This window comes from Oceanisphaera sediminis, assembly GCF_039539745.1.
GTDB classification, from domain to species: Bacteria; Pseudomonadota; Gammaproteobacteria; order Enterobacterales; family Aeromonadaceae; genus Oceanimonas; species Oceanimonas sediminis.
This window is the reverse complement of the sequence record NZ_BAABDS010000024.1, coordinates 1-19702: the sequence shown is the minus strand read 5'-3', so window position 1 is coordinate 19702 and position 19702 is coordinate 1. Positions and strand designations below refer to the sequence as shown.

Below are 19702 nucleotides of genomic sequence, written 5' to 3'. Positions count from 1 at the left end.
CGGATATCACAGCAAATAATAACGAGTCAACACAGCGCCAGATGTCCTCTGGCGCAACGCGAATGCAGGCTCAACTCGTTGCCGGAATCACCGCCCCCATCTGCATCCCAAACAAACTGCCCCGGTACACATCTTTCACAGACAGAACAACAGAAACATCACGCAAACAATGTTAAACAAAACAGATAAAAACTAAACAAAATATTAACAAGCATTCTTGACACTCTTCGCCTGGCCTGCCTAAGCTAGCTCATTCTCAACTCGTCTCGTGAACCATCTCCCCCATGCGTATTCAACATAAACTGATCCTGGCCTTGCTGCTGACCACGCTGCTGCCGATAGGACTGCTGTCCGCCTTCACCATCCACCAGGCCCGCCAGTTGGCAGGGGAGCGTTTCCTGGAGCAGGGCCAGAGTGAAATTCACAAGCTGGATCAGGCGTTCAGTGCCCATTTCGAGCAAATAGGCCAGGACGTAGCGTTTCTCGCCACCTCTCCCTTGCTGGCTCGGGCCGACAACAGTATCAGCTCTTATCACCAGGGCCCGGATCGGAAGATGACACCGGATCGTAACGGCGGCATCGAGACCGAGATATACCGGGAATTCGAACGCTTCGCCGACAGCCATCCGGGCCTGGCCTACGTCTACATGGGTACCCGGGACGGCGGCTATGTGCAATGGCCGCTGGGCGAGGTCACCGCCGGCTATGACCCCCGCCCGCGGCCATGGTATCAGAAAGCCCAGGAAGCCCCCGGCCAGGTAATGCGCACCGGCGCCTTCTACTGGCCGGTGGACGACAACACCATGATCGGGATAGTGCGCAGCTTCAAGAACCAGGATGGCCAGGATTATGGCGTCATGGCGATGGACGTGTCCCTGAAAGAGCTGACCAACATGACTCAACAGACCCAGCTCGGAGAGAAGGGCTACCTGATGCTGATCGAAGACGGTGGCACCGTGCTGGTGGATGCCGCCCGGCCGGAACACAATTTCCGTCTCCTGTCCGAGCTGGAAGGCGAGGGTTACCGCCGTCTGTCCGACACCAACGCAGGCCAGCTTGAGCTGGAGCTCGGCGGTGAGGACTTCCGGGCTCTGGTATATCCTTCCCCCTCCCTCGGCTGGAAGTTCATTGCCCTGATGCCGGAACACGAGATCCTGGCTCCGGCCCAGCGGATGCTATGGACCACGCTGGGCAGTACCGCCCTGGTGGTGGTTCTGGTATTACTGCTGGCCTGGTGGCTGTCCGGACTGCTGGTCAACCCCATACTGGCGGTGAGCCGCGGGCTCAAGGACATCGCCCAGGGCGAAGGAGATTTGACCCGCCGCCTCACCATCGGCAGCCGGGACGAAACCGGCGAGCTGGCTCGCTGGTTCAATCAGTTCCTGGAGTCCATCCAGCAGCTGGTTGTCCGCATCAAGGATACCGCCCATCAGGTCGATGCCGTGTCTACCCTCGGTCGTGAGAATGCGACGGCGGTAGACACCGCCAGCGGTCATCAGCTGAAGGAAGTAGAACGCATGGCCACCGCCCTGACCGAGATGTCGGCCTCCGCCAACGAGGTAGCCAACAGCTGCAACAGGTCGGCCCAGGCGGCGGCCCAGGGCCAGCGTGCTGGCGACCAGGGCAAGGCCGTGATGCTGGACACAGAGGCAAGCGTGCGGGCCCTGAGCGAGCAGCTGGGTCAGTCGGCGCTGCATATCCGCCAGCTGGAGGCGGAAAGCGGTCGAATCAACTCCATTCTGGATGTTATCCGCGGCATCGCCGAACAGACCAACCTGCTGGCGCTCAACGCCGCCATCGAGGCAGCACGGGCCGGGGAGCATGGCCGGGGCTTCGCGGTGGTGGCAGACGAGGTGCGCACCCTGGCACAACGCACCCAGGTATCCACCGCCGAGATCGACAGCCTGCTGGCCGGCCTCAACCAGCAAACTCGTCAGGCAGTGGAAAACATGGAGGCCAGCCAGCAGCAGTCGGAGCAGGTGGTGCTACGCTCGGGCCAGGCACGAGATGCATTCGAAGCTATCAAGGTATCGGTAGACGAAATCACCGACATGACCACCCAGATCTCCAGCGCCGCCGAGCAGCAGCACCAGGTGGCGGAGAGCATCAACGCCAATATTGGCGCCATCCATAGCGCTGCCAACGAGGTCAATCAGGTCTCGACCCAGGTGGCCGATACCGCCGGGCGCCAAGCCGACCTGGCCGGTGAGCTGGGCAAGCTGGTCAATCAGTTCCGGATCTGAGCATAAGCCGTAAGCCTGTCTCTTAGTCACAAGTTTTTGTTGATCTTAATGAGGCCATCAGGCAAAGCGCACTGCTCAGCCGACACGCCGTAAACCCCTCCCTGGGGGCTCAGACCGCGCCATCCTTGGCGCGGATGGTCGGTTGAGCAGACACCCTTTGCCCTCCCGTCGGCAACGGAGTGGTCTGTCAGTGGTGCTCACCGACGACTCTGAGCCCGAAAAGAGGCGGCTGGGATAGACTCAGCCGGCCATCACATGACAGGACGTCATGTGCTGAGCGTCGCAGGGATGCAGTTTAGCGTGTCGGAAGAGACTACCCAGTTGCCTCTGAGCATATCTTATGGACTGACAGACTGGTGACTAAGAGACAGGCCGTAAGCCGTAAACCGTAAGCCGTAAGCCGTAAGCCGTAAGCCGTAAGTCGTAAGCCGTAAGCCGTAAGCCGTAAGCCGTAAGCCGTAAGCCGTAAGCCAACACAGCTTGCGGCTTTTTTGTGGCCGAGAACAAATCCACGGTTTTATGTAGGCCCCGTTTTAACGGGGAAATCCCACCGCTGATGATGGAATTTCCCGAATAAATTCAGGCCTACATACAATAAGCGCTTGTTTTACTTACAGCTGACCGCTTACCGCTGCCTTTTCAGGCTTCTATTTCCAGGCTGTCTACCCGTTGCAGGCCGCGAGGCAGCAAGGCACCGCGACGACCGCGTTCGCCCTGATAATGGGCCAGGTCGGCGGGTTTGAGGGTCAGCTTGCGCTTGCCCGCATGCAGGGTGACATTGGCGCCTTCCGGCACCACCACCAGCTGCTTGATGAAGTCTTCCCGCGCCTGCACCTTGGCACCGGGAATGCCGATGATCTTGTTGCCCTTGCCCTTGCCGAGCAACGGCAGATCCTTGAGCGGAAACAGCAACATGCGGCCCTCGTTGGTCACCGCCAGGCACTGGCTGCTGTCCAGCTGATCGATGGCCATCGGCTTCAGTACCACACCGCCGGCGGGCACCGTCAGCAATGCCTTGCCGTTCTTGTTGCGGCTGACCATGTCACCGAAGCGGCAGACGAAGCCGTAGCCGGCGTCGGAGGCCAGCAAAAACAGCCGGTCATCGTCCCCCATCAGCACATAACGGGCCTGCTCACCCGGACTCAGGCTGCAACGCCCGGTCAGCGGCTCGCCCTGCCCCCGGGCCGACGGCAGGCTGTGGGCATCCTGACCGTAGGCACGACCGATGCTGGACAGAAACACCGCCATCTGGTTGCTGCGCCCGGAGGCTGCATCCAGAAAGCTGTCGCCCGCCTTGTAGCTCAGGGTGGCGCCGTCCACATCCATGCCCTTGGCCGAACGGATCCAGCCTTTGTCCGACAGCACCACCGTTACCGGCTCGCTCGGAATCAGCTCTTTCTCGCTCAGGGCCCTGGCTTCTTCCCGCTCCACCAGCGGCGAGCGCCGGTCGTCACCGTATTTTTCGGCGTCGGCCAGAATCTCTTTTTTGATCAGGGTATTGAGCCGACGCTCCGAGCCCAGCAACAGGGCCAGCTTGTCGCGCTCGGCGGCCAGCTCGTCCTGCTCGCCGCGAATCTTCACTTCTTCCAGCTTGGCTAGGTGGCGCAGTTTCAGCTCCAGAATGGCTTCGGCCTGGATCTCGGTCAGATCGAAGCGGCTCATCAGTACCGGCTTGGGCTCGTCTTCGCTGCGAATAATCTCGATCACTTCGTCGATACTGAGGAAGGCGACCAAGAGACCGGCCAGAATATGCAGCCGGGCCTCGACCTTGTCCAGGCGGTATTGCAGCCGGTTGCGAACCGTCTGCCGACGGAACTGCAGCCATTCGCCGAGGATCAGATCCAGCGTCTTGACCTGGGGCCGGTTGTCCAGCCCCAGCATGTTCAGATTCACCCGGTAGCTCTTCTCCAGATCGGTGCTGGCAAACAGGTGCTGCATCAGCTGATCCACGTCCACCCGGTTGGATCGGGGAATGATCACCAGCCGGGTCGGGTTTTCGTGATCCGCCTCGTCACGCAGATCCGCCACCATCGGCAGCTTCTTGGCCTGCATCTGCCCGGCGATCTGCTCGAGGATCTTGCCGCCGCTGGCCTGATGCGGCAGCGCGGTGATCACGATGTCGCCCTGCTCCATCTGGTAGACGGCCCGCATCTTGATGCTGCCCCGGCCGGTTTCGTAAATTTTGCGAATATCGGCTCTGGGGGTGATGATCTCGGCCCGGGTCGGGTAGTCGGGGCCGTCCACGAAGGTCATCAGCTCTTCAACCGTTGCCTTGGGATTGTCCAGCATGTGCACACAGGCGGCGGCGATTTCGCGCACGTTGTGCGGCGGAATATCGGTGGCCATGCCCACCGCAATGCCGGTAATACCGTTGAGCAGTATGTGCGGTAAGCGGGCCGGCAGCATGCGCGGCTCTTTCATGGTGCCGTCGAAGTTGGGGATCCATTCCACCGTGCCCTGACCCAGCTCGGACAACAGCAATTCGGAGAAGCGGGACAATCGCGCCTCGGTATAACGCATGGCGGCGAACGACTTGGGATCATCCGGCGCCCCCCAGTTCCCCTGACCGTCGACCAGCGGATAGCGGTACGAGAACGGCTGGGCCATCAGCACCATGGCTTCGTAACAGGCGGAGTCGCCGTGGGGATGATACTTACCCAGCACGTCGCCCACGGTACGGGCGGACTTCTTGTGCTTGGACAGGGCCGACAAGCCCAGCTCGCTCATGGCGTAGATAATGCGGCGCTGCACCGGCTTGAGGCCATCGCCGATATGCGGCAGAGCCCGGTCCATGATCACGTACATGGAATAGTTGAGATAGGCCTGCTCGGTAAAGGTGTGCAATGGCAGGCGTTCTACGCCTTCCATGGTGAAATCGTTGTTGTTCATTCTGTCTCTTTCCTCAGGCCAGCGGGTCGACCAGGTTGCCCTTGGTTTCCAGCCATTCGCGGCGATCGCTCGAACGCTTCTTGGCCAGCAGCATGTCCATCAGTTTCTCGGTAGCTTCCATGTCGTCCACCGTCAGCTGCACCAGCCGGCGGGTATTGGGATCCAGGGTGGTTTCGCGCAGCTGCTTGGGGTTCATCTCACCCAGGCCCTTGAAGCGGGTCACCTGCACCTTGCCTTTTTTCTTCTCGGCCTTGATCCGCTCCAGCACGCCGTCGCGCTCGCCTTCGTCGAGGGCATAGAACACCTCTTTGCCCACGTCGATTCGATACAGCGGCGGCATGGCCACATAGACATGCCCCTGCTCCACCAGATGACGGAAATGGCGCACGAACAGGGCGCACAGCAGGGTGGCGATATGCAGACCATCGGAGTCCGCATCGGCGAGGATGCACACCTTGCCGTAGCGCAGATCGGACAAGTCGGTCGAGTCCGGATCCAGGCCAATGGCCACCGAGATATCGTGTACTTCCTGCGAGGCCAGCACCTGGCCGGACTCCACTTCCCAGGTATTCAGAATCTTGCCGCGCAGCGGCATGATGGCCTGAAACTCCCGATCCCGCGCCTGCTTGGCACTGCCGCCGGCCGAGTCACCCTCCACCAGAAACAGCTCGCCCCGCATCGGGTCTGAGCAGGCACAGTCGGTCAGCTTGCCGGGCAACGCCGGCCCCTGGGTCACCTTCTTGCGTACCACCTTCTTGGCCTGGCGCAAACGGCGCTGGGCACTGCTGATACACAATTCGGCAATCTGCTCCGCCAGCTCGGTATGCTGGTTCAGCCACAGGCTGAAGGCGTCCTTGACGATGCCGGAAACGAAGGCCGCACTCTGGCGCGACGACAGCCGCTCCTTGGTCTGACCGGCAAACTGCGGATCCTGCATCTTGACCGACAGTATGTAGGCGCAGCGCTCCCAGATGTCGTCCGGCGTCAGCTTGACGCCCCGCGGCAGCAGGTTACGGAATTCGCAGAAGTCGCGCATGGCGTCGAGCAGGCCCTGACGCAGGCCGTTGACATGGGTACCGCCCTGAGCGGTGGGGATCAGGTTGACGTAACTTTCACCCAGCCCTTCACCGCCGTCGGGCAGCCAGGTCAGCGCCCATTCCACCGCCGACTGCTCGGTAGAAAAATTGCCGGTAAACGGCTGTTCGGGCAGGCAGGTAAAGTCTTTGACCGACTCCACCAGATAGTCTTTCAGGCCGTCCTGATAACACCATTCCAGGGTTTCGTCGTTGACCTTGTCCTGAAAGCGAATGCTCAGGCCCGGGCAGAGTACCGCCTTGGCCTTGAGCAGATGCTTGAGCCGGGAAACGGAGAACCGGGGCGAGTCGAAGTAGCTGGCATCGGGCCAGAACCGCACTCGGGTGCCGCTGTTGCGCTGGCCGCAGGTGCCGGTGACGGTGAGTTCACTCACCTTGTTGCCGTTCTCGAAGGCCATCTCGAACACCTGGCCACCACGACGCACGGTGACGTCCACCCGGGTACTCAGGCCGTTGACCACAGAGATGCCCACGCCGTGCAGACCACCGGAAAACTGGTAGTTCTTGTTGGAGAACTTGCCGCCGGCGTGCAGCTTGCAGAAGATCAGCTCGACCCCGGAGATGCCTTCCTCCGGATGAATGTCCACCGGCATGCCACGGCCGTCGTCGATCACTTCCAGCGACTGATCGGCGTGCAGTATCACCTCAATCTTGCTGGCGTGGCCGGCCAGGGCCTCATCCACGCTGTTATCGATGACTTCCTGACCCAGGTGGTTGGGCCGGCTGGTGTCCGTATACATGCCGGGGCGACGACGCACCGGCTCCAGACCATTGAGGACTTCGATGGCGTCGGCAGTATATTGACTCGATGTCATATTGACCTTCGGTAATCAGAATTCGTTGGCCGCATCTTACTACCTGCGGGCGCAGGCGGGAAGGCGGAAGCAGAGAGCGGAAACGGAAGCGAGTACCGGAAGAGAGCTGCACGCCTTAAGCTGGTGTATTGCTCACCTGTTTTTACCGATTTTTGATAAAGGCAGAAAGTCGGATAAAGGGTCCGCTCCGCCGACGCGCTATGAATACCTCCATGTACGCTCTCTGTTTCGTCCCTGAAACAGAAGGTCGGCCGAGCAGATCCCTTTGTCCTCCCTCAAGCAGCGGAGCCGCCTGATGACTCATCCAACAGACAGCTCCGGTTCATGGGAGAGGCTACAGGGATTGCCTCCCACGACCGTGAAATGCCAGGTATGGCATTTCCGAGCCCCATGGGGCAGCTTGCTGCCGTATATCTTTGTTGGGTAATGGACCGAATATCCAGTGAATATTCGCAGTCGTTACCCAGCAAAGATGGCTAGCCCAGTGGCGTGTCGAGGGAGGCAACTCTGTTGCCTCTTTAATACGGTAAATTTGTGACTAAGAGACAGGCCTATAACTGCAGAAAACGAATAAGCGGGGCGCAGTAATGCTCGAAGCCGACGAAGGAGTGATCGCCGCCCTTCTGAATGCAGACCCGGGCAAAACGGTAGTATTCCAGCGCTTCCCGGTAATCGAGCACCTCGTCGCCCTGCTGCTGCAACAGCCAGAGTCGCTCCATGCAGCTGGGCGCCTCGACCCGCAGTTCCGCCAGCTCTTGCATGTGGGCGGACGTCAGCAGGTAACGCTCGTCGGTATAGGGATTGATTTGCTCGCCCAGGTAATCCTGCAGCAGCACATGAGGATGCACCGCCGGATTGATCACCACGGCCCGCACCCCGAACTGCTCGGCAACACGGGTGGCCCAGAAACCGCCGAGTGAGCTGCCGGCCACGCCGAAAGGCCCTTTTATTCCATCACAGATGGCCGCAATCTGCGCCCAGGCCGCCGCCGGGGTCGCCGCCAGTTGCGGACAGATAAAGTGAATATCGGGCCGCTTCTGCTGCAGATATTCCTGCATCAGTCGGGCCTTGATGGATTGGGGTGATGAATTGAAACCATGCAGGTACAACAGCGTTGGCATTATCAATATCCCTTGGCACTGAAGTCGGGTACGAAGGCATCGGGCGGCAGGCGCCACACCTGGGTGCTGAGGCGCCCATCGGGATAAAGCGACAAGGCTCGCCAGCCCGGTGCCGTGCTGTCGAGGGCAAAATCGTCGGACAGCGGCTTGAACTGAATACAGGTAGACGGGCTGGCCAGGTAGCGCACCCCATCATGGTGCAGATCGAAGCCCTGATGCACATGACCGGACAGCACCACGCAAGCAGCACCATGGCGGGCCAGCAGGCCTCTCATGTCATCCGCATTGCGCAGATTGTGCTGATCCAACCAGGCACAGCCCACCGGCAGCGCCTGATGATGCACCGCCACCAGCAGGTGATGATCCGGATAACGCTCAATGGCCAGCTCAAGCAATGCCAGCTGGGAGTCCGACAGCCTGCCATGGGTTTCCCCGGGAAGCTGGGTGTCGAGCAGCAGTATCTGCCATTGACCACACAGCAGGTGCTTGGCATTGCTGATACCGGCACGGTCCAGCTCGGCCTGCATCAGGGGGGCATCGTCGTGATTGCCCGGCAGCCAGAACACCGGCGGCGCCAGCTCACTCATCAAGTCGGTAAAGTGGCGATAGGAAGCCCCGCTGTGATCCTGTGACAGATCACCGGTCGCCAGGATCAGATCACGCCGACTGACAGTGTCCTCATCCTGATCTTCGAGCATGGCGTTCACCACCGCCCGGCAGCTGTGCCAGGGGGCTATGCCCAGCAAGTCTGCGTCTTTATCGGCAAAGAGGTGGGTATCGGTGATTTGCAGCAACTCCACCACCCCGTCGGCGCGGTGGGTGCTGATCTCTGTGGTATCTAATGGGGTGCGGGCCTGGTTCAAAGCTGTTTAACCGTACTGAATCCGTGGTATAGGCAACATTTCAGCCACTCGGCCAGAAAGAGGTTAACCTGCTCTTTTTCATTGGGATGATGCATTTTTTCATTGGGGTAATGGTAACTCGACTGCAGGGTAAAAATCTGCTGACTGGCACACACTTCGGCCATGCGCACATCGTGATACAGCCGAACCTTGATCTTCATCCGCATAAAAGAGGGCAGGCCCGGCGTGCATTGTTCGATGGAAACATGCCAGGTATAAGGCGCCGTTTCCAGCACCCGCAGCACGAACAGCACCTGCTCACTGATGCCGACCGACACGCTCTCACCTACCGTCGCCCCACTGGGCAACAGTTTCATCAGGGCCAGATAATTAACGTCACAGGTGCGCTGCAACGCCTTCAAATCCGGTACGTGTTTGCGGGTAGACCCCCTGGGAATCACACTCAACTCTCCTTGCCGCCGGCGCGCTGACACGGCATTCATCTGCTGGCGGCCATGGTGATCAGGGCCGTTCATCTGTATCCATTACAACAGTTTTTGCCGAGTCTGGTCAAAGACAGCACTTGTTACTGCCCCTTCACAGCTCGCCCTTGAGCCGCTGCAGCTCCAGCCACTGCAGGGCGATGATGCTGGTGGCATTGTCTATCTTGCCCTCGGCCAGCCACTGCATCGCCTGCTCCCGGGGCAGACGATGCACCCGAATATCCTCACTTTCGCTGTCCAGCCCCGCATGGCTGGCCGCCTGGCTGGCGTCCACCTCGCCGACAAACACGGTGATGCGCTCGCTACAGCCACCGGGGGTGGAAAAGTAACTCATCACCCGGGTCAGGGTGTTCAGGGTCAGGCCCGCTTCTTCCTGAGCTTCGCGGCGTACCACCTCTTCTGCCGACTCGCCTTTCTCCACGATGCCCGCCACCACTTCCAGCAACCAGGGGCTGCCCTCGGCATGGACGGCACCCACCCTGAACTGCTCTACCAGCACCACCTCGTCGCGCACCGGATCATAGGGCAACACCGCCGCCGCATGGCCCCGATCGAACAGCTCGCGGGTGATCTCCTCACTCCAGCCACCGGCAAACAACTTGTGCCGCAGGCGCAGACGCAGCAGACGAAAAAAGCCCTGGTAACCCACCTCTTCGGCCACTAGCTGCAGGTCTTCCCGGCCAAAACCGGGGTGATTTTTTGTAGCCATGACGACTCCTTTCTTGACATTTAACCGGCAGATTTTAGACTAGCCCCAAAATGAATGAACGTTCATTCACACATCGCTCGACGCCGCGATGGCATCCATCAGCATGATACCGAACGAATCATAGCGATATTATCGTTATACTGAACGGATAAAAAACAACTGCCTGCACTTAGGGTCTGTTGGCCTTCCGAGGTGATTTTTGCAGCAGTTTGTGGGGGCTTGATACAAGACATCGCTTATGCCATGTAGTCACTCTACATAAATAAGCGATAACGCAGTAGCAAGCCCCCACAAGCGCTGCCCTACGGGTTCGGCTAAACGCGTTTTTCTCTTTGTTGAGAGGACTTTGCTTAGAATGACTAGGCTGCCCCCCTCTCGCCGCGATAAAAACGCGTTTAACTCGAACGAAATTTCACCGCGAAAGGTCAACAGACCCTAGCACGGCTGATAATTGCTCACCCCGAACTGTAAGGCCACACAATGAAAAAAACGCTGTTGTCGACCCTGATACTGCTCTGTGCGGCAGGCCCGGCCCAGGCCGAAGACTTGCTGGATATCTATCAGCAGGCGACACAAAACGATCCCCAGGTACGCCAGGCCAAAGCCGAGCGTGATGCCGCCTTCGAGAAAATCAACGAATCCCGTGCCCCGCTGCTGCCCCAGGTCAACCTGGCGGCCAGCGCCAATTACACCCAGAGCAATCAGAACGATCGCACCACCCGCAGCAACACCGGTGTGGGCGCCACCCTGGATCAGTCGCTGTATCGCAAGGCCAACTGGATTAACCTGGATATCACCGAGAAAGCCGCCACCCAGACCGATGTCAGCTACAAGCAGGTACAGCAGGCCCTGATTCTGCGTGCCACTCAGGCCTACTTTGCGGTATTGAGCGCCGAAGACACCCTGAGTTTTGTTCAGGCCAACAAGGAAGCGGTCAGCCGCCAGCTCGATCAGACCAAACAACGTTTCGAAGTCGGCCTGAGCGCCATGACCGATGTGCATGAGGCCCAGGCCCAGTTCGATCAGGCCCTGGCCGAAGAAATCAGCGCCGAAAACGCGGTCAACAATGCCAAGGAAGCCCTGCGTGAGCTGACCAACATGAGCTATGCCCGGTTGAACAAGCTCGATACCGAAACCTTCAGCCCGCAGCCTTCGGTAGTCGCCGCCGACGCCTGGCTGGACATCGCCCTGGAGCAGAACCTGGAGTTGCACCTGCAGCGCATCGGCAAGGACATCGCCAACGAGCAAATCGGCCTGGCCCAGTCCGGTCATCTGCCGACTCTGGATCTGAACGCCGGGCTTAACAGCAACTATACCGATAGCAAGAACAGCGGCTCAGGTTTCGGCTCCAGTGACGGCACCCTGAGCGAAGGCACCATCGGCCTGACCTTCAATCTTCCCGTCTATACCGGCGGCGCCACCAGCTCGCAGGTCAAGCAGGCCCAGTACAACTACGTGGCCGCCAGCGAGCAGCTGGAGCGCAGCTTTCGCTCGGTGCAGAGCCAGGTCTATTCCTCGTATAACGATGTCAGTGCCGCCACCGGCTCGGTACGCGCCTTCGAGCAGTTCGTGATCTCGGCCCAGAGCGCGCTCGACGCCACCGAAGCAGGCTATGAAGTCGGCACCCGCACCATCGTCGATGTGCTTAACGCCACCCGTCAGTTGTATGACGCCAAGCAAAACCTGTCTGCCGCCCGCTACAACTATATTCTGAGCCAGCTGCAGCTGAAGCAGGCCGCCGGTAACCTGACCGAACAGGATCTGATAGATATCAACAACGGCTTGAAGCGTTAACGGCCGTTACTCACGATCAAAAACGGGGCCCCGAGGGCCCCGTTTTTTTATCTGGTTAACTCTTAGCGGGTGCGAATGGCCTGAATGATGGCGGTGGTGGAACAACCGTCTTCAAAGGTGAGCACCTTGACCTCGCCGCCGTTGGCGGTGACTTCCTCGAAGCCGGCAATCTGTTCCGGCTGGTAGTCGCCCCCCTTGACCAGTACATCCGGCAGGGTCTCGGCGATCAACCGTTGCGGAGTATCCTCGGCGAAAGGCACCACCCAGTCAACCGCACCCAGACCGGCCAGCACCGCCATGCGTCTGTCTACCGTGTTCACCGGGCGGCCGTCGCCCTTGAGCGCCCGCACCGAAGCATCGGTATTCACCGCCACGATCAACCGATCACCCAATTGACGAGCATGATTGAGATAAGACACATGGCCAGCGTGCAGTATGTCGAAACAGCCGTTGGTCATCACGATTTTTTCGCCGCGCCGACGGGCCGCATCCACCACGTATTTGAGCTGTTGCTCGCTCACTACCCCCATGCCGGACTCGGGCGCACCGTACAGCACGTTTGCCAGCTCGATGGCGGAGACGGTAGAGGTACCCAGCTTGCCGACCACTATGCTGGCGGCCACGTTGGCCAGGGCGCAGGCTTCGTCCAGCGGCAAACCGGCGGCCAGGCTGGTGGCCAGGGTGGCAATCACGGTATCGCCGGCACCGGTGACATCAAACACCTCATGGGCCTGAGCCGGCAGATGCAGCTCGTCTTCATCGGCGCGGATCAGGGTCATGCCGTGCTCGGAGCGGGTCACCAGCAACGCCTTGAAGTCGAATTTTTGCACCAGTTCCCGCCCGCGGGCCACCAGTTCCTGCTCGTCTTTCACCTTGCCCACCACGGCTTCGAATTCGCTCATGTTGGGGGTCAGCAGGGTGGCGCCACGATATTTCTCGAAGTCGGAACCCTTGGGATCCACCAGTACCGGCACGCCCGCTTGATTGGCGGCCCGGATCAGCGTCTGCACCTGCGCCAGCGCGCCCTTGGCGTAATCGGACAGCACCACCACACCGGCCCGGCTCAGGGCGGCACGGGTCTTGTCGGTCAGCGGGGCCGCGTCTTCCGGGGCAAAGCCTTCTTCGAAGTCCAGTCGCAGCAGCTGCTGGTTGCGGCTCATCACCCGCAACTTGGTGATGGTGGGGTGGCTGGGCAGACGCACGAAGTCGCACTCCACCCCCACCCCCTGCATCTTGTCCTGCAGCGAGGTCGCCGCATCATCGGTGCCGGTCAGACCCAGCAGACGAGCCCTGGCCCCCAATGCCGCCACGTTCAGCGCCACGTTGGCCGCGCCGCCGGGACGTTCTTCGTTGTGCTCAACCTTGACCACAGGCACCGGAGCTTCGGGCGAGATACGTCCGGTGGGGCCGGACCAGTACCGATCCAGCATCACATCTCCTATCACCAGCACCCTGGCACTATCGAATTCCGGCAACTTGATCTTCATGGTTCCGACTCTTTTGAACATGGGAAAGGGGAAATATTATCACAGCCACCCATAATCGCACCCGTCGACCGGCCTTTGGTGGCCATTCGCGGCCGAGTTAATTAGAATTCCGTCACTTGTTGATAATGGCGACCGCAATGCACGACTCTCGACTTCCTCCCTTTACCAAAGCGCTGCTGCACCCGCGCTACCTGTTCAACTGGCTGGGCCTGGGCCTGCTGTGGCTGTTGGTTACCCTGCTGCCCTGGCGCGCGCAGATGGCGCTGGGTCGAGGCCTGGGCCGCTTGTCGATGAGAATACTGACCTCCCGGGTCAGAGTCGCCCGCCGCAACCTGGAACTGGCGCTGCCGGAGCTGGATGAGTCGGAGCGGGAACGCACCCTCAAGGCCAACTTCGAAAGCGTAGGCTGCGCCATCTTCGAAACCGGCATGGCCTGGTTCTGGCCACACTGGCGCATGCGCGCCATTACCCGTATGGAAGGCACCGAGCATGTGGATGCCGCCGTGGCCAAAGGCCAGGGCATGCTGTTGCTGTCGGCCCACTTTCTGACGCTGGAGCTGAATGCCCGCCAGTTCGGCCTCTATCGACCCGGCGTGGGGGTCTATCGCCCCAACACCAATCCGGTGCTGGAATACGCCCAGGTGCAGGGCCGCTGCCGTTCCAACAAGTACCTGGTGGACCGACTCGATATCAAGGGCATGCTCAAGGCCCTGCGCCAGGGCGACGCACTCTGGTATGCGCCGGATCACGACTACGGCCGCCACGCCAGCGTATTCGTGCCCTTCTTCGCGGTGGATACCGCCGCCACCATCACCGGCACCGCCACCCTGGCGCGGGTGAAGAAAACCGTCACCCTGCCCTGTTTCACCCTGCGCGAGAAAGACGGCTACCGGCTGTTGATCCAGGCACCCATTGCCGATTTTCCGATCGGTGACGATGTGCAGGACGCCATTACCAGCAACCGCGTCATCGAAGCCGCCATCCGTCTGGCGCCGGAGCAGTACATGTGGCTGCATCGCCGCTTCAAGACCACCCCGGAAGGGGTGCCTTATCGGTATTAACTTCCGGGATTGGGGACTCGGGAATGGAGCAGCCGCTGTCAGCTCTCGAGTTTCCTTTTGATGCTGCTCTGCAAGCCGTTGAGCAAGCGAAAGGTACGCTCCAGCTGTTGAAAAACATCATGTGTCTTCGACAGCAGACCCAACATGCAGGCTATCTCCATCTGGGTATCAAGCTCATTCAGCGAGCCTCGGGCAATACTCAGAAAATGCGCGTATTCACGCGTACTCGATCTGGCAACGCCTTCGGCAATGTTGGAAGGCACCGAGATGGCCGCCCTGCGCATCTGGGATGTCAGGCCAAACAGCTCGGCCCGGGGAAATGCCGACGAGACCTCATAGGTCAGTTTTACCAACAGCATGGCCTCACGCTAAACATCCAGTCGCTTGTGCGTCTTCATACTTCACCCCCAGTCCCGAATCCCTAGTCCCCAATCCCGGTCTGCTGCAGCCACTTGTTCCAGCTGGCGACCACCCACTCCCGCTCCTGTGTAAGTTCGGTATCCGGTAGCAGACCCGGCTTGTCCGACAGGCTCAACCGGTGGCCCCGGTCACGGATGGCACAGTAGGCGGTTTTCAGCCGCCGGGCTTCGTCTTCTTCCAGCAGCCCCACTTCCACTGCCGACTCCAGAATGCGGATATTGTCCGACCAGCGAGTCAGGGCTTTGGGGTGCTCATGGCCATGGGCCAGCACCAGGTACTGGGTCAGAAACTCGATATCGACCAGCCCGCCCGCCGACTGCTTGAGATGAAACTCGCCGGCACCGGCCTTGCTCAGATGGTTACGCATCTTCTCGCGCATCTTGATCACCTCTTGCGCCAGCGCGGTATGATCGCGCATGGCGCTGAGGGTTTCCCGCCGAATGCGCTCGAATTCCCGGTGCAGCGCCGCATCACCCACGATCAGCCGGCTGCGCACCAGTGCCTGATGTTCCCAGATCCAGGCCTCGTTCTGCAGATACTGCTGATAGGCATCGAGCGGGCTCACCAACAGGCCGGCGTTGCCGCTGGGCCGCAGCCGCATGTCCAGCTCGTAGAGCACGCCGCTGGGGGTGCGGGTGCTGAACAGGTGAATGATGCGCTGGGCCAGCCGCAGATAGAACTGGCGCACGTCCAGCGGCTTGTTGCCGTTGGTCTGGCCCTTGAGCCCGGCCTGCTGCACAAACACCAGATCCAGATCCGAACTGTAGGCCAGCTCGATCCCGCCCAGCTTGCCGTAGGCCACCACCCCAAAGCCGCGGCTCGGGCTGTCGGCCAGCACCTCGGGCACCCCGTGACGCTCGCTTATCTGGATCCAGGCCTGGTTGACCACCTCTTCGACGATGGCTTCCGCCAGCCAGGTCAGGTGATCGCTCACCTTCATCAGCGGCAGGGCTCCGGCGATATCGGCGGCGGCGATGCGCAGCAGATGGATCTGCTTGAACTGGCGCAACGCCTCCATCTGTTGCTCCACATCTTCTTCCGGGACCCGCAACAGAAACTGGCGCAACTCCCCCTTGTAGGCCTCGAGCGGCATCGGGTTGTACAGCAGCTCCGGCACCAGCAGTTCGTCCAGCAATATCGGATAACGGGCCAGCTGTTCGGCCACCAGCGAGCTGGCCTCGCACAGGCGGATCAACTGGGTCAGGGCGCCGGCGTTTTCGACCAGCAGTTGCAGATAGGCGGTACGGGTGACGATTTGCAGCAGCAATTTCTGCAACCGGGCAAACAGAATACCGGGGGTGTCCGACTGGCTGACCTTGTCCAGCAACACCGGCATCAGTTTTTCCAGCGCCTGTCGTCCCTGGGGCCCCATGGCACGGCGCGGGCATTCCTCCTTGAAGGTATTGAGCGCCCGGGCCAGCCGCATCGCCTTGTCTTGGTCCATGCCCTGCTCCTGCAGCATCGGCAGCAGCTCCGCCTCGTCCAGCTCGGTCTGCCACAGATCGAACCAGATCTGGGCCACTCCTTCGTCTTCCACCTCGGTACTGTCACCGATGAGGCCGCCAAACTGTTCGTGTACGCCGTCCATGGCCTGACGCAATGCCTGATAAAAACCGTCCCAGTCACCACATCCCATCAACCAGGCCAGTCGGCTGCGGTTGAGTTCATCCTGAGGCAGGGTCTGGGTTTGTTGATCGTCAAATGCCTGCAGGAAGTTCTCGACCCGTCGCAGCAATCGATAGCTCTGGTGCAGCTGGTCGGCCTCGGCTCCGGTCAGTGCCCCCGACGCCTGAATCGCCGCCAGCGCATCCGGCAGGTGGCGCACCTGCAGCGCCGGCTCTCGTCCGCCGCGGATCAGCTGAAAGACCTGAGCGATAAATTCCACCTCGCGAATGCCACCGGCACCCAGCTTGATGTTGTCATGCAGACCCTTGCGCCGCACTTCGGCGGCGATCATCGCCTTCATCTGACGCAGCGAGTCAATCACCCCGAAGTCGATATAGCGGCGAAACACGAAGGGTTTGAGCATGGCCCGCAACTCGGCGGTATATTCGCCCTCGTCGTTGAGGATGCGCGCCTTGACCATGGCGTAACGCTCCCAGGTACGACCATGATGCTGATAGTAATCTTCCATGGCGGCAAAGCTGACCGCCAGCGGCCCCGACTCGCCAAAGGGCCGCAGGCGCATGTCGACCCGATAGACCTGACCGTCGACCGTGGTCTGGTGCAGGGCGTTGACCAGCTTCTGCCCCAGACGGATGAAGAACTGCTGATTGGCCAGCTCGCGACGCCCGCCTTGAGTGACGCCGTTATGGGGAAAGGTAAAGATAAGGTCGATATCGGACGAAAAATTCAGCTCGCGCCCGCCCAGCTTGCCCATGCCCAGAATCAACATCGGCACCGCCTCGCCGTCGGCGTCGGTGGGGGTACCCAGCTCGGCGCACTGGCGTTGATACCACCAGCGATAGGCGGCCAGGATCAGGGCATCGGCCAGCGCCGAGATATGGGCGAAGCTTTCTTCCACCTCGGCGCCCAGCAGCATCTCGCGCCAGGCAATCAGCAGCAATTCGCGGCGGCGAAAACGGCGCAGGGTGCGCTGCAGGCCGGGCTCGTCATTCACCTCGGCCAGCAACTGCGCCAGCTCGGGCTGGTAACGACCGGCCCGGTCGGCGTTATGCAGATCCCGCTTGTCGTCCAGCTCCAGCGCCAGCTCCGGTTGCCGGCACAGGCTGTCGGCGGCAAAATCGCTGCAGGCAAACAGGGTGCGCAACTGGTCGCGACGTGCGTCACTCAGTTGCGCCACTACGTCGGCGGCGCGTTCTTCGAAACCGGACCAGTGCTTGTCGGCCTGGGCTTGCAGCAGGGTGGGCATCTCAACCATATCGTTATCCTTAATCCTTGGCGGCGGCATCTGAGCCCAGATTATCATTGTTGTGCGCCTTGCACAGCGCGCCGAAGCAGATTGTGGTGCGCCCGGTGCATCGCAGTGCATGCTTGCGCTGAGGGTAACAGCTGATTTAGTCTGTAACGGACTTATTATGTCAGGACTTCTTGATGGATCTTTCAGTTATCGGCCACCACCTCGAACGGCTCGACGAGCAATCGACCACCGGCTTTCGTTTTCAATGCTTTCCCATCTCCGGCGACGTCGAGGTGCTCAAGGTCACGGTCGAAGGCCGGGAAGAGCTACCGCTGTTTATTTCGGTCTCCGACGATCAGATTCTCTGCATCAGCTACCTCTGGGATGAACGCCAGGTTGATCCCGGCCGCCGTCAGGCCATGCTTGAGGCCATGCTCGACATGAATATCCCCATGCCGCTGTCGGCCTTTGCCCGACTCGATGACTGGTATGTGGTGTTCGGTGCCCTTTCACTGACCTCCGCGCTGGTTGATATCGAACACGAGCTGGCGGTGCTGAGCGACAACTGCCTGGAAGTCATCGAAGACATGGCGGAGTTTCTACTATGAGGGCCGTCCGATGAGCACCCTGGGTCAGGTACTGCGCAGCCTGCATAACGCGGACAATGGCGATCTGGAGTCGGATCGGGTCTGTGTGCAGCTGCTGCGCGATGGTCGCCATGCCGAACAGCATATGCAGGGGCTGGCACGCCAGTGCCGACAGCTCGACCTCGATATCGAGCAACTGCGCCGACAACTGCCGGTGTTGCAGCAACAGCGGGCAGAGCGGGAACAGGCGGTACTGACCGCATTGGCCGCCGGAGAGCAAGACCAGGCCCGCCAGCTGGCCATCGAGCTGGCTCGCGAAGAAGACCGGCTCGACGCCGGCCAGCTGGCACTGACCGGGCTGCTTAAACGACAAAGCTACTATCAGGGCCGCTGGCTGAGTGCCGAGCGCCATTATCACGACTTGTGCCGCCAGCTGGCCATGGCCAAAACCACCGCCTGTGTGCGCAAGACCATGACCGCCATTCGCCGGCACCCGGCGGTAACGCTGATCGATGCCAAGCAGGCGCTGGCCGATATACGGGCGCGCGAGCGACAGCAGGCGGCAGACGCGGAGCCCGAGGCCACGCCCGCCACCCTCGAGGAGCGCAGTGCCGATCAGGTACTGGCACGACTGGAGCAACAACTGAGGGGCCGCTCATGAGCCAACGCAAGCTGCCGGATAAATGGCAAAGCTCGGTGCGTGCCGCCAAGGCGGTGCAGGTGGCCTTTGATATGGACGAAACCCTGCAGTATCAGATCCGGCGCGAGGCGCTGGATAACGGCCTGAGTCCATCAGATCAGATCCGCCATATTCTGACCCTGCCCACCGCCGACAAACCCAAACGTCCCCGGCTGACGGTGTCGCTCAGCCCGGACGATTATGTTCATCTGGCCGAGCGCTACGGCCTGCAGCCCGAGCAGCAGCTGGAAATCAAACACAAGGTGATGGATGAATTGCTGAGCTATAGCCAGCAGATGCTGAAGTCCTAAGTTGCCAGCCGCGCAGTATCGTTACCCCCGCGAAGGCGGGGGCCCAGTGCCTTTGCAGACCCCCCTCAATCTGACCACTCAACGCCATAACACCTGTCAATTAAGCGTAAAACGGGATCAATTGACTTCCCACCGACACGCGGTAAACCCATCCATGGCGCAGAAGGCCGGCTTGAAAGCCAATCGATCCCGTTAACTGAACGGTGTTAGCTCAACGCCACAAGCCCTGGATTCCCGCCTTCGCGCTGAGGGATCCCCAAAAAAATAGGCAGACATGGTAGATTTTC

Annotated in this window: 15 protein-coding genes; 6 read left to right on the top strand and 9 right to left on the bottom strand. The window is 60.5% G+C overall.

What is annotated here, in order from left to right:
• The first annotated feature begins 284 nt into the window (after window positions 1–284).
• Window positions 285–2243, top strand: a complete 1959-nt coding sequence (locus ABD827_RS07290; RefSeq protein ID WP_344963689.1) for a methyl-accepting chemotaxis protein — start codon at window positions 285–287, stop codon at window positions 2241–2243.
• 639 nt (window positions 2244–2882) lie between these two features.
• Here ABD827_RS07290 and parC read toward each other — a convergent pair.
• From parC to nudF, 6 genes are all read right to left on the bottom strand, one after another.
• Entirely contained in the window at window positions 2883–5132 is a 2250-nt protein-coding gene (gene parC, locus ABD827_RS07285; RefSeq protein ID WP_344963688.1) for a DNA topoisomerase IV subunit A, read from the bottom strand.
• Between the two features lie 13 nt (window positions 5133–5145).
• The gene (parE, locus tag ABD827_RS07280; protein WP_344963687.1) at window positions 5146–7041 is read right to left on the bottom strand and encodes a DNA topoisomerase IV subunit B; all 1896 of its coding nucleotides are present in this window, start codon (window positions 7039–7041) and stop codon (window positions 5146–5148) included.
• A 551-nt stretch (window positions 7042–7592) separates the two neighbouring features.
• Window positions 7593–8165: a YqiA/YcfP family alpha/beta fold hydrolase gene (locus tag ABD827_RS07275; protein WP_344963842.1), complete on the bottom strand. Its 573-nt coding sequence runs from the start codon at window positions 8163–8165 to the stop codon at window positions 7593–7595.
• Window positions 8165–8989 carry a 3',5'-cyclic-AMP phosphodiesterase gene (cpdA, locus tag ABD827_RS07270; protein WP_425567975.1) on the bottom strand — a complete coding sequence of 275 codons (825 nt, stop codon included), beginning with the start codon at window positions 8987–8989 and terminating at the stop codon, window positions 8165–8167. The genes ABD827_RS07275 and cpdA overlap by 1 nt, the downstream gene beginning before the upstream one ends.
• Before the next feature lie 32 nt (window positions 8990–9021).
• Window positions 9022–9507 carry a DUF1249 domain-containing protein gene (locus tag ABD827_RS07265; RefSeq protein ID WP_344963841.1) on the bottom strand — a complete coding sequence of 162 codons (486 nt, stop codon included), beginning with the start codon at window positions 9505–9507 and terminating at the stop codon, window positions 9022–9024.
• Window positions 9508–9601: 94 nt separating this feature from the next.
• Window positions 9602–10216, bottom strand: coding sequence for an ADP-ribose diphosphatase (gene nudF, locus ABD827_RS07260; protein WP_344963685.1), 615 nt, complete (start codon window positions 10214–10216; stop codon window positions 9602–9604).
• A 480-nt stretch (window positions 10217–10696) separates the two neighbouring features.
• Between nudF and tolC the strand changes: the two genes are divergently transcribed.
• Window positions 10697–12010 (top strand): outer membrane channel protein TolC, encoded by a 1314-nt coding sequence (gene tolC / locus ABD827_RS07255; RefSeq protein WP_344963684.1) that lies wholly within the window; start codon window positions 10697–10699, stop codon window positions 12008–12010.
• Window positions 12011–12072: 62 nt separating this feature from the next.
• On the opposite strand, the gene hldE is transcribed toward tolC, so the two are convergent.
• Window positions 12073–13497, bottom strand: a complete 1425-nt coding sequence (gene hldE / locus ABD827_RS07250) for a bifunctional D-glycero-beta-D-manno-heptose-7-phosphate kinase/D-glycero-beta-D-manno-heptose 1-phosphate adenylyltransferase HldE (RefSeq protein ID WP_344963683.1) — start codon at window positions 13495–13497, stop codon at window positions 12073–12075.
• 137 nt (window positions 13498–13634) lie between these two features.
• Here hldE and lpxL point away from each other — a divergent pair, with 137 nt between their 5' ends.
• Window positions 13635–14558, top strand: coding sequence for an LpxL/LpxP family Kdo(2)-lipid IV(A) lauroyl/palmitoleoyl acyltransferase (gene lpxL / locus ABD827_RS07245; protein ID WP_344963681.1), 924 nt, complete (start codon window positions 13635–13637; stop codon window positions 14556–14558).
• A gap of 38 nt (window positions 14559–14596) precedes the next feature.
• On the opposite strand, the gene ABD827_RS07240 is transcribed toward lpxL, so the two are convergent.
• On the bottom strand, window positions 14597–14917 hold the full coding sequence (locus ABD827_RS07240) for a four helix bundle protein (protein ID WP_344963680.1): 321 nt from the start codon (window positions 14915–14917) through the stop codon (window positions 14597–14599).
• A gap of 62 nt (window positions 14918–14979) precedes the next feature.
• The gene (gene glnE, locus ABD827_RS07235; RefSeq protein ID WP_344963679.1) at window positions 14980–17859 is read right to left on the bottom strand and encodes a bifunctional [glutamate--ammonia ligase]-adenylyl-L-tyrosine phosphorylase/[glutamate--ammonia-ligase] adenylyltransferase; all 2880 of its coding nucleotides are present in this window, start codon (window positions 17857–17859) and stop codon (window positions 14980–14982) included.
• A 173-nt stretch (window positions 17860–18032) separates the two neighbouring features.
• Between glnE and ABD827_RS07230 the strand changes: the two genes are divergently transcribed.
• From ABD827_RS07230 to ABD827_RS07220, 3 genes are read left to right on the top strand one after another with little or no spacing between them, the layout of a single operon-like run.
• Window positions 18033–18446 (top strand): YjfI family protein, encoded by a 414-nt coding sequence (locus ABD827_RS07230; RefSeq protein ID WP_298719577.1) that lies wholly within the window; start codon window positions 18033–18035, stop codon window positions 18444–18446.
• Window positions 18447–18456: 10 nt separating this feature from the next.
• Entirely contained in the window at window positions 18457–19086 is a 630-nt protein-coding gene (locus ABD827_RS07225; protein ID WP_344963678.1) for a hypothetical protein, read from the top strand.
• Window positions 19083–19415, top strand: coding sequence for a hypothetical protein (locus ABD827_RS07220; RefSeq protein ID WP_298719580.1), 333 nt, complete (start codon window positions 19083–19085; stop codon window positions 19413–19415). The genes ABD827_RS07225 and ABD827_RS07220 overlap by 4 nt, the downstream gene beginning before the upstream one ends.
• Window positions 19416–19702 lie beyond the last annotated feature (287 nt).

Bases quoted from the DNA above. Each gene is read 5' to 3' on its own strand.
- ABD827_RS07240 (WP_344963680.1), bottom strand. From the start codon at position 14,917: ATGCTGTTGGTAAAACTGACCTATGAGGTCTCGTCGGCATTTCCCCGG.
- parE (WP_344963687.1), bottom strand. From the start codon at position 7,041: ATGACATCGAGTCAATATACTGCCGACGCCATCGAAGTCCTCAATGGT.
- ABD827_RS07290 (WP_344963689.1), top strand. From the start codon at position 285: ATGCGTATTCAACATAAACTGATCCTGGCCTTGCTGCTGACCACGCTG.
- ABD827_RS07230 (WP_298719577.1), top strand. From the start codon at position 18,033: ATGGATCTTTCAGTTATCGGCCACCACCTCGAACGGCTCGACGAGCAA.
- nudF (WP_344963685.1), bottom strand. From the start codon at position 10,216: ATGGCTACAAAAAATCACCCCGGTTTTGGCCGGGAAGACCTGCAGCTA.
- tolC (WP_344963684.1), top strand. From the start codon at position 10,697: ATGAAAAAAACGCTGTTGTCGACCCTGATACTGCTCTGTGCGGCAGGC.
- ABD827_RS07225 (WP_344963678.1), top strand. From the start codon at position 18,457: ATGAGCACCCTGGGTCAGGTACTGCGCAGCCTGCATAACGCGGACAAT.
- glnE (WP_344963679.1), bottom strand. From the start codon at position 17,859: ATGGTTGAGATGCCCACCCTGCTGCAAGCCCAGGCCGACAAGCACTGG.
- hldE (WP_344963683.1), bottom strand. From the start codon at position 13,497: ATGAAGATCAAGTTGCCGGAATTCGATAGTGCCAGGGTGCTGGTGATA.
- ABD827_RS07220 (WP_298719580.1), top strand. From the start codon at position 19,083: ATGAGCCAACGCAAGCTGCCGGATAAATGGCAAAGCTCGGTGCGTGCC.
- ABD827_RS07265 (WP_344963841.1), bottom strand. From the start codon at position 9,507: ATGAATGCCGTGTCAGCGCGCCGGCGGCAAGGAGAGTTGAGTGTGATT.
- lpxL (WP_344963681.1), top strand. From the start codon at position 13,635: ATGCACGACTCTCGACTTCCTCCCTTTACCAAAGCGCTGCTGCACCCG.
- parC (WP_344963688.1), bottom strand. From the start codon at position 5,132: ATGAACAACAACGATTTCACCATGGAAGGCGTAGAACGCCTGCCATTG.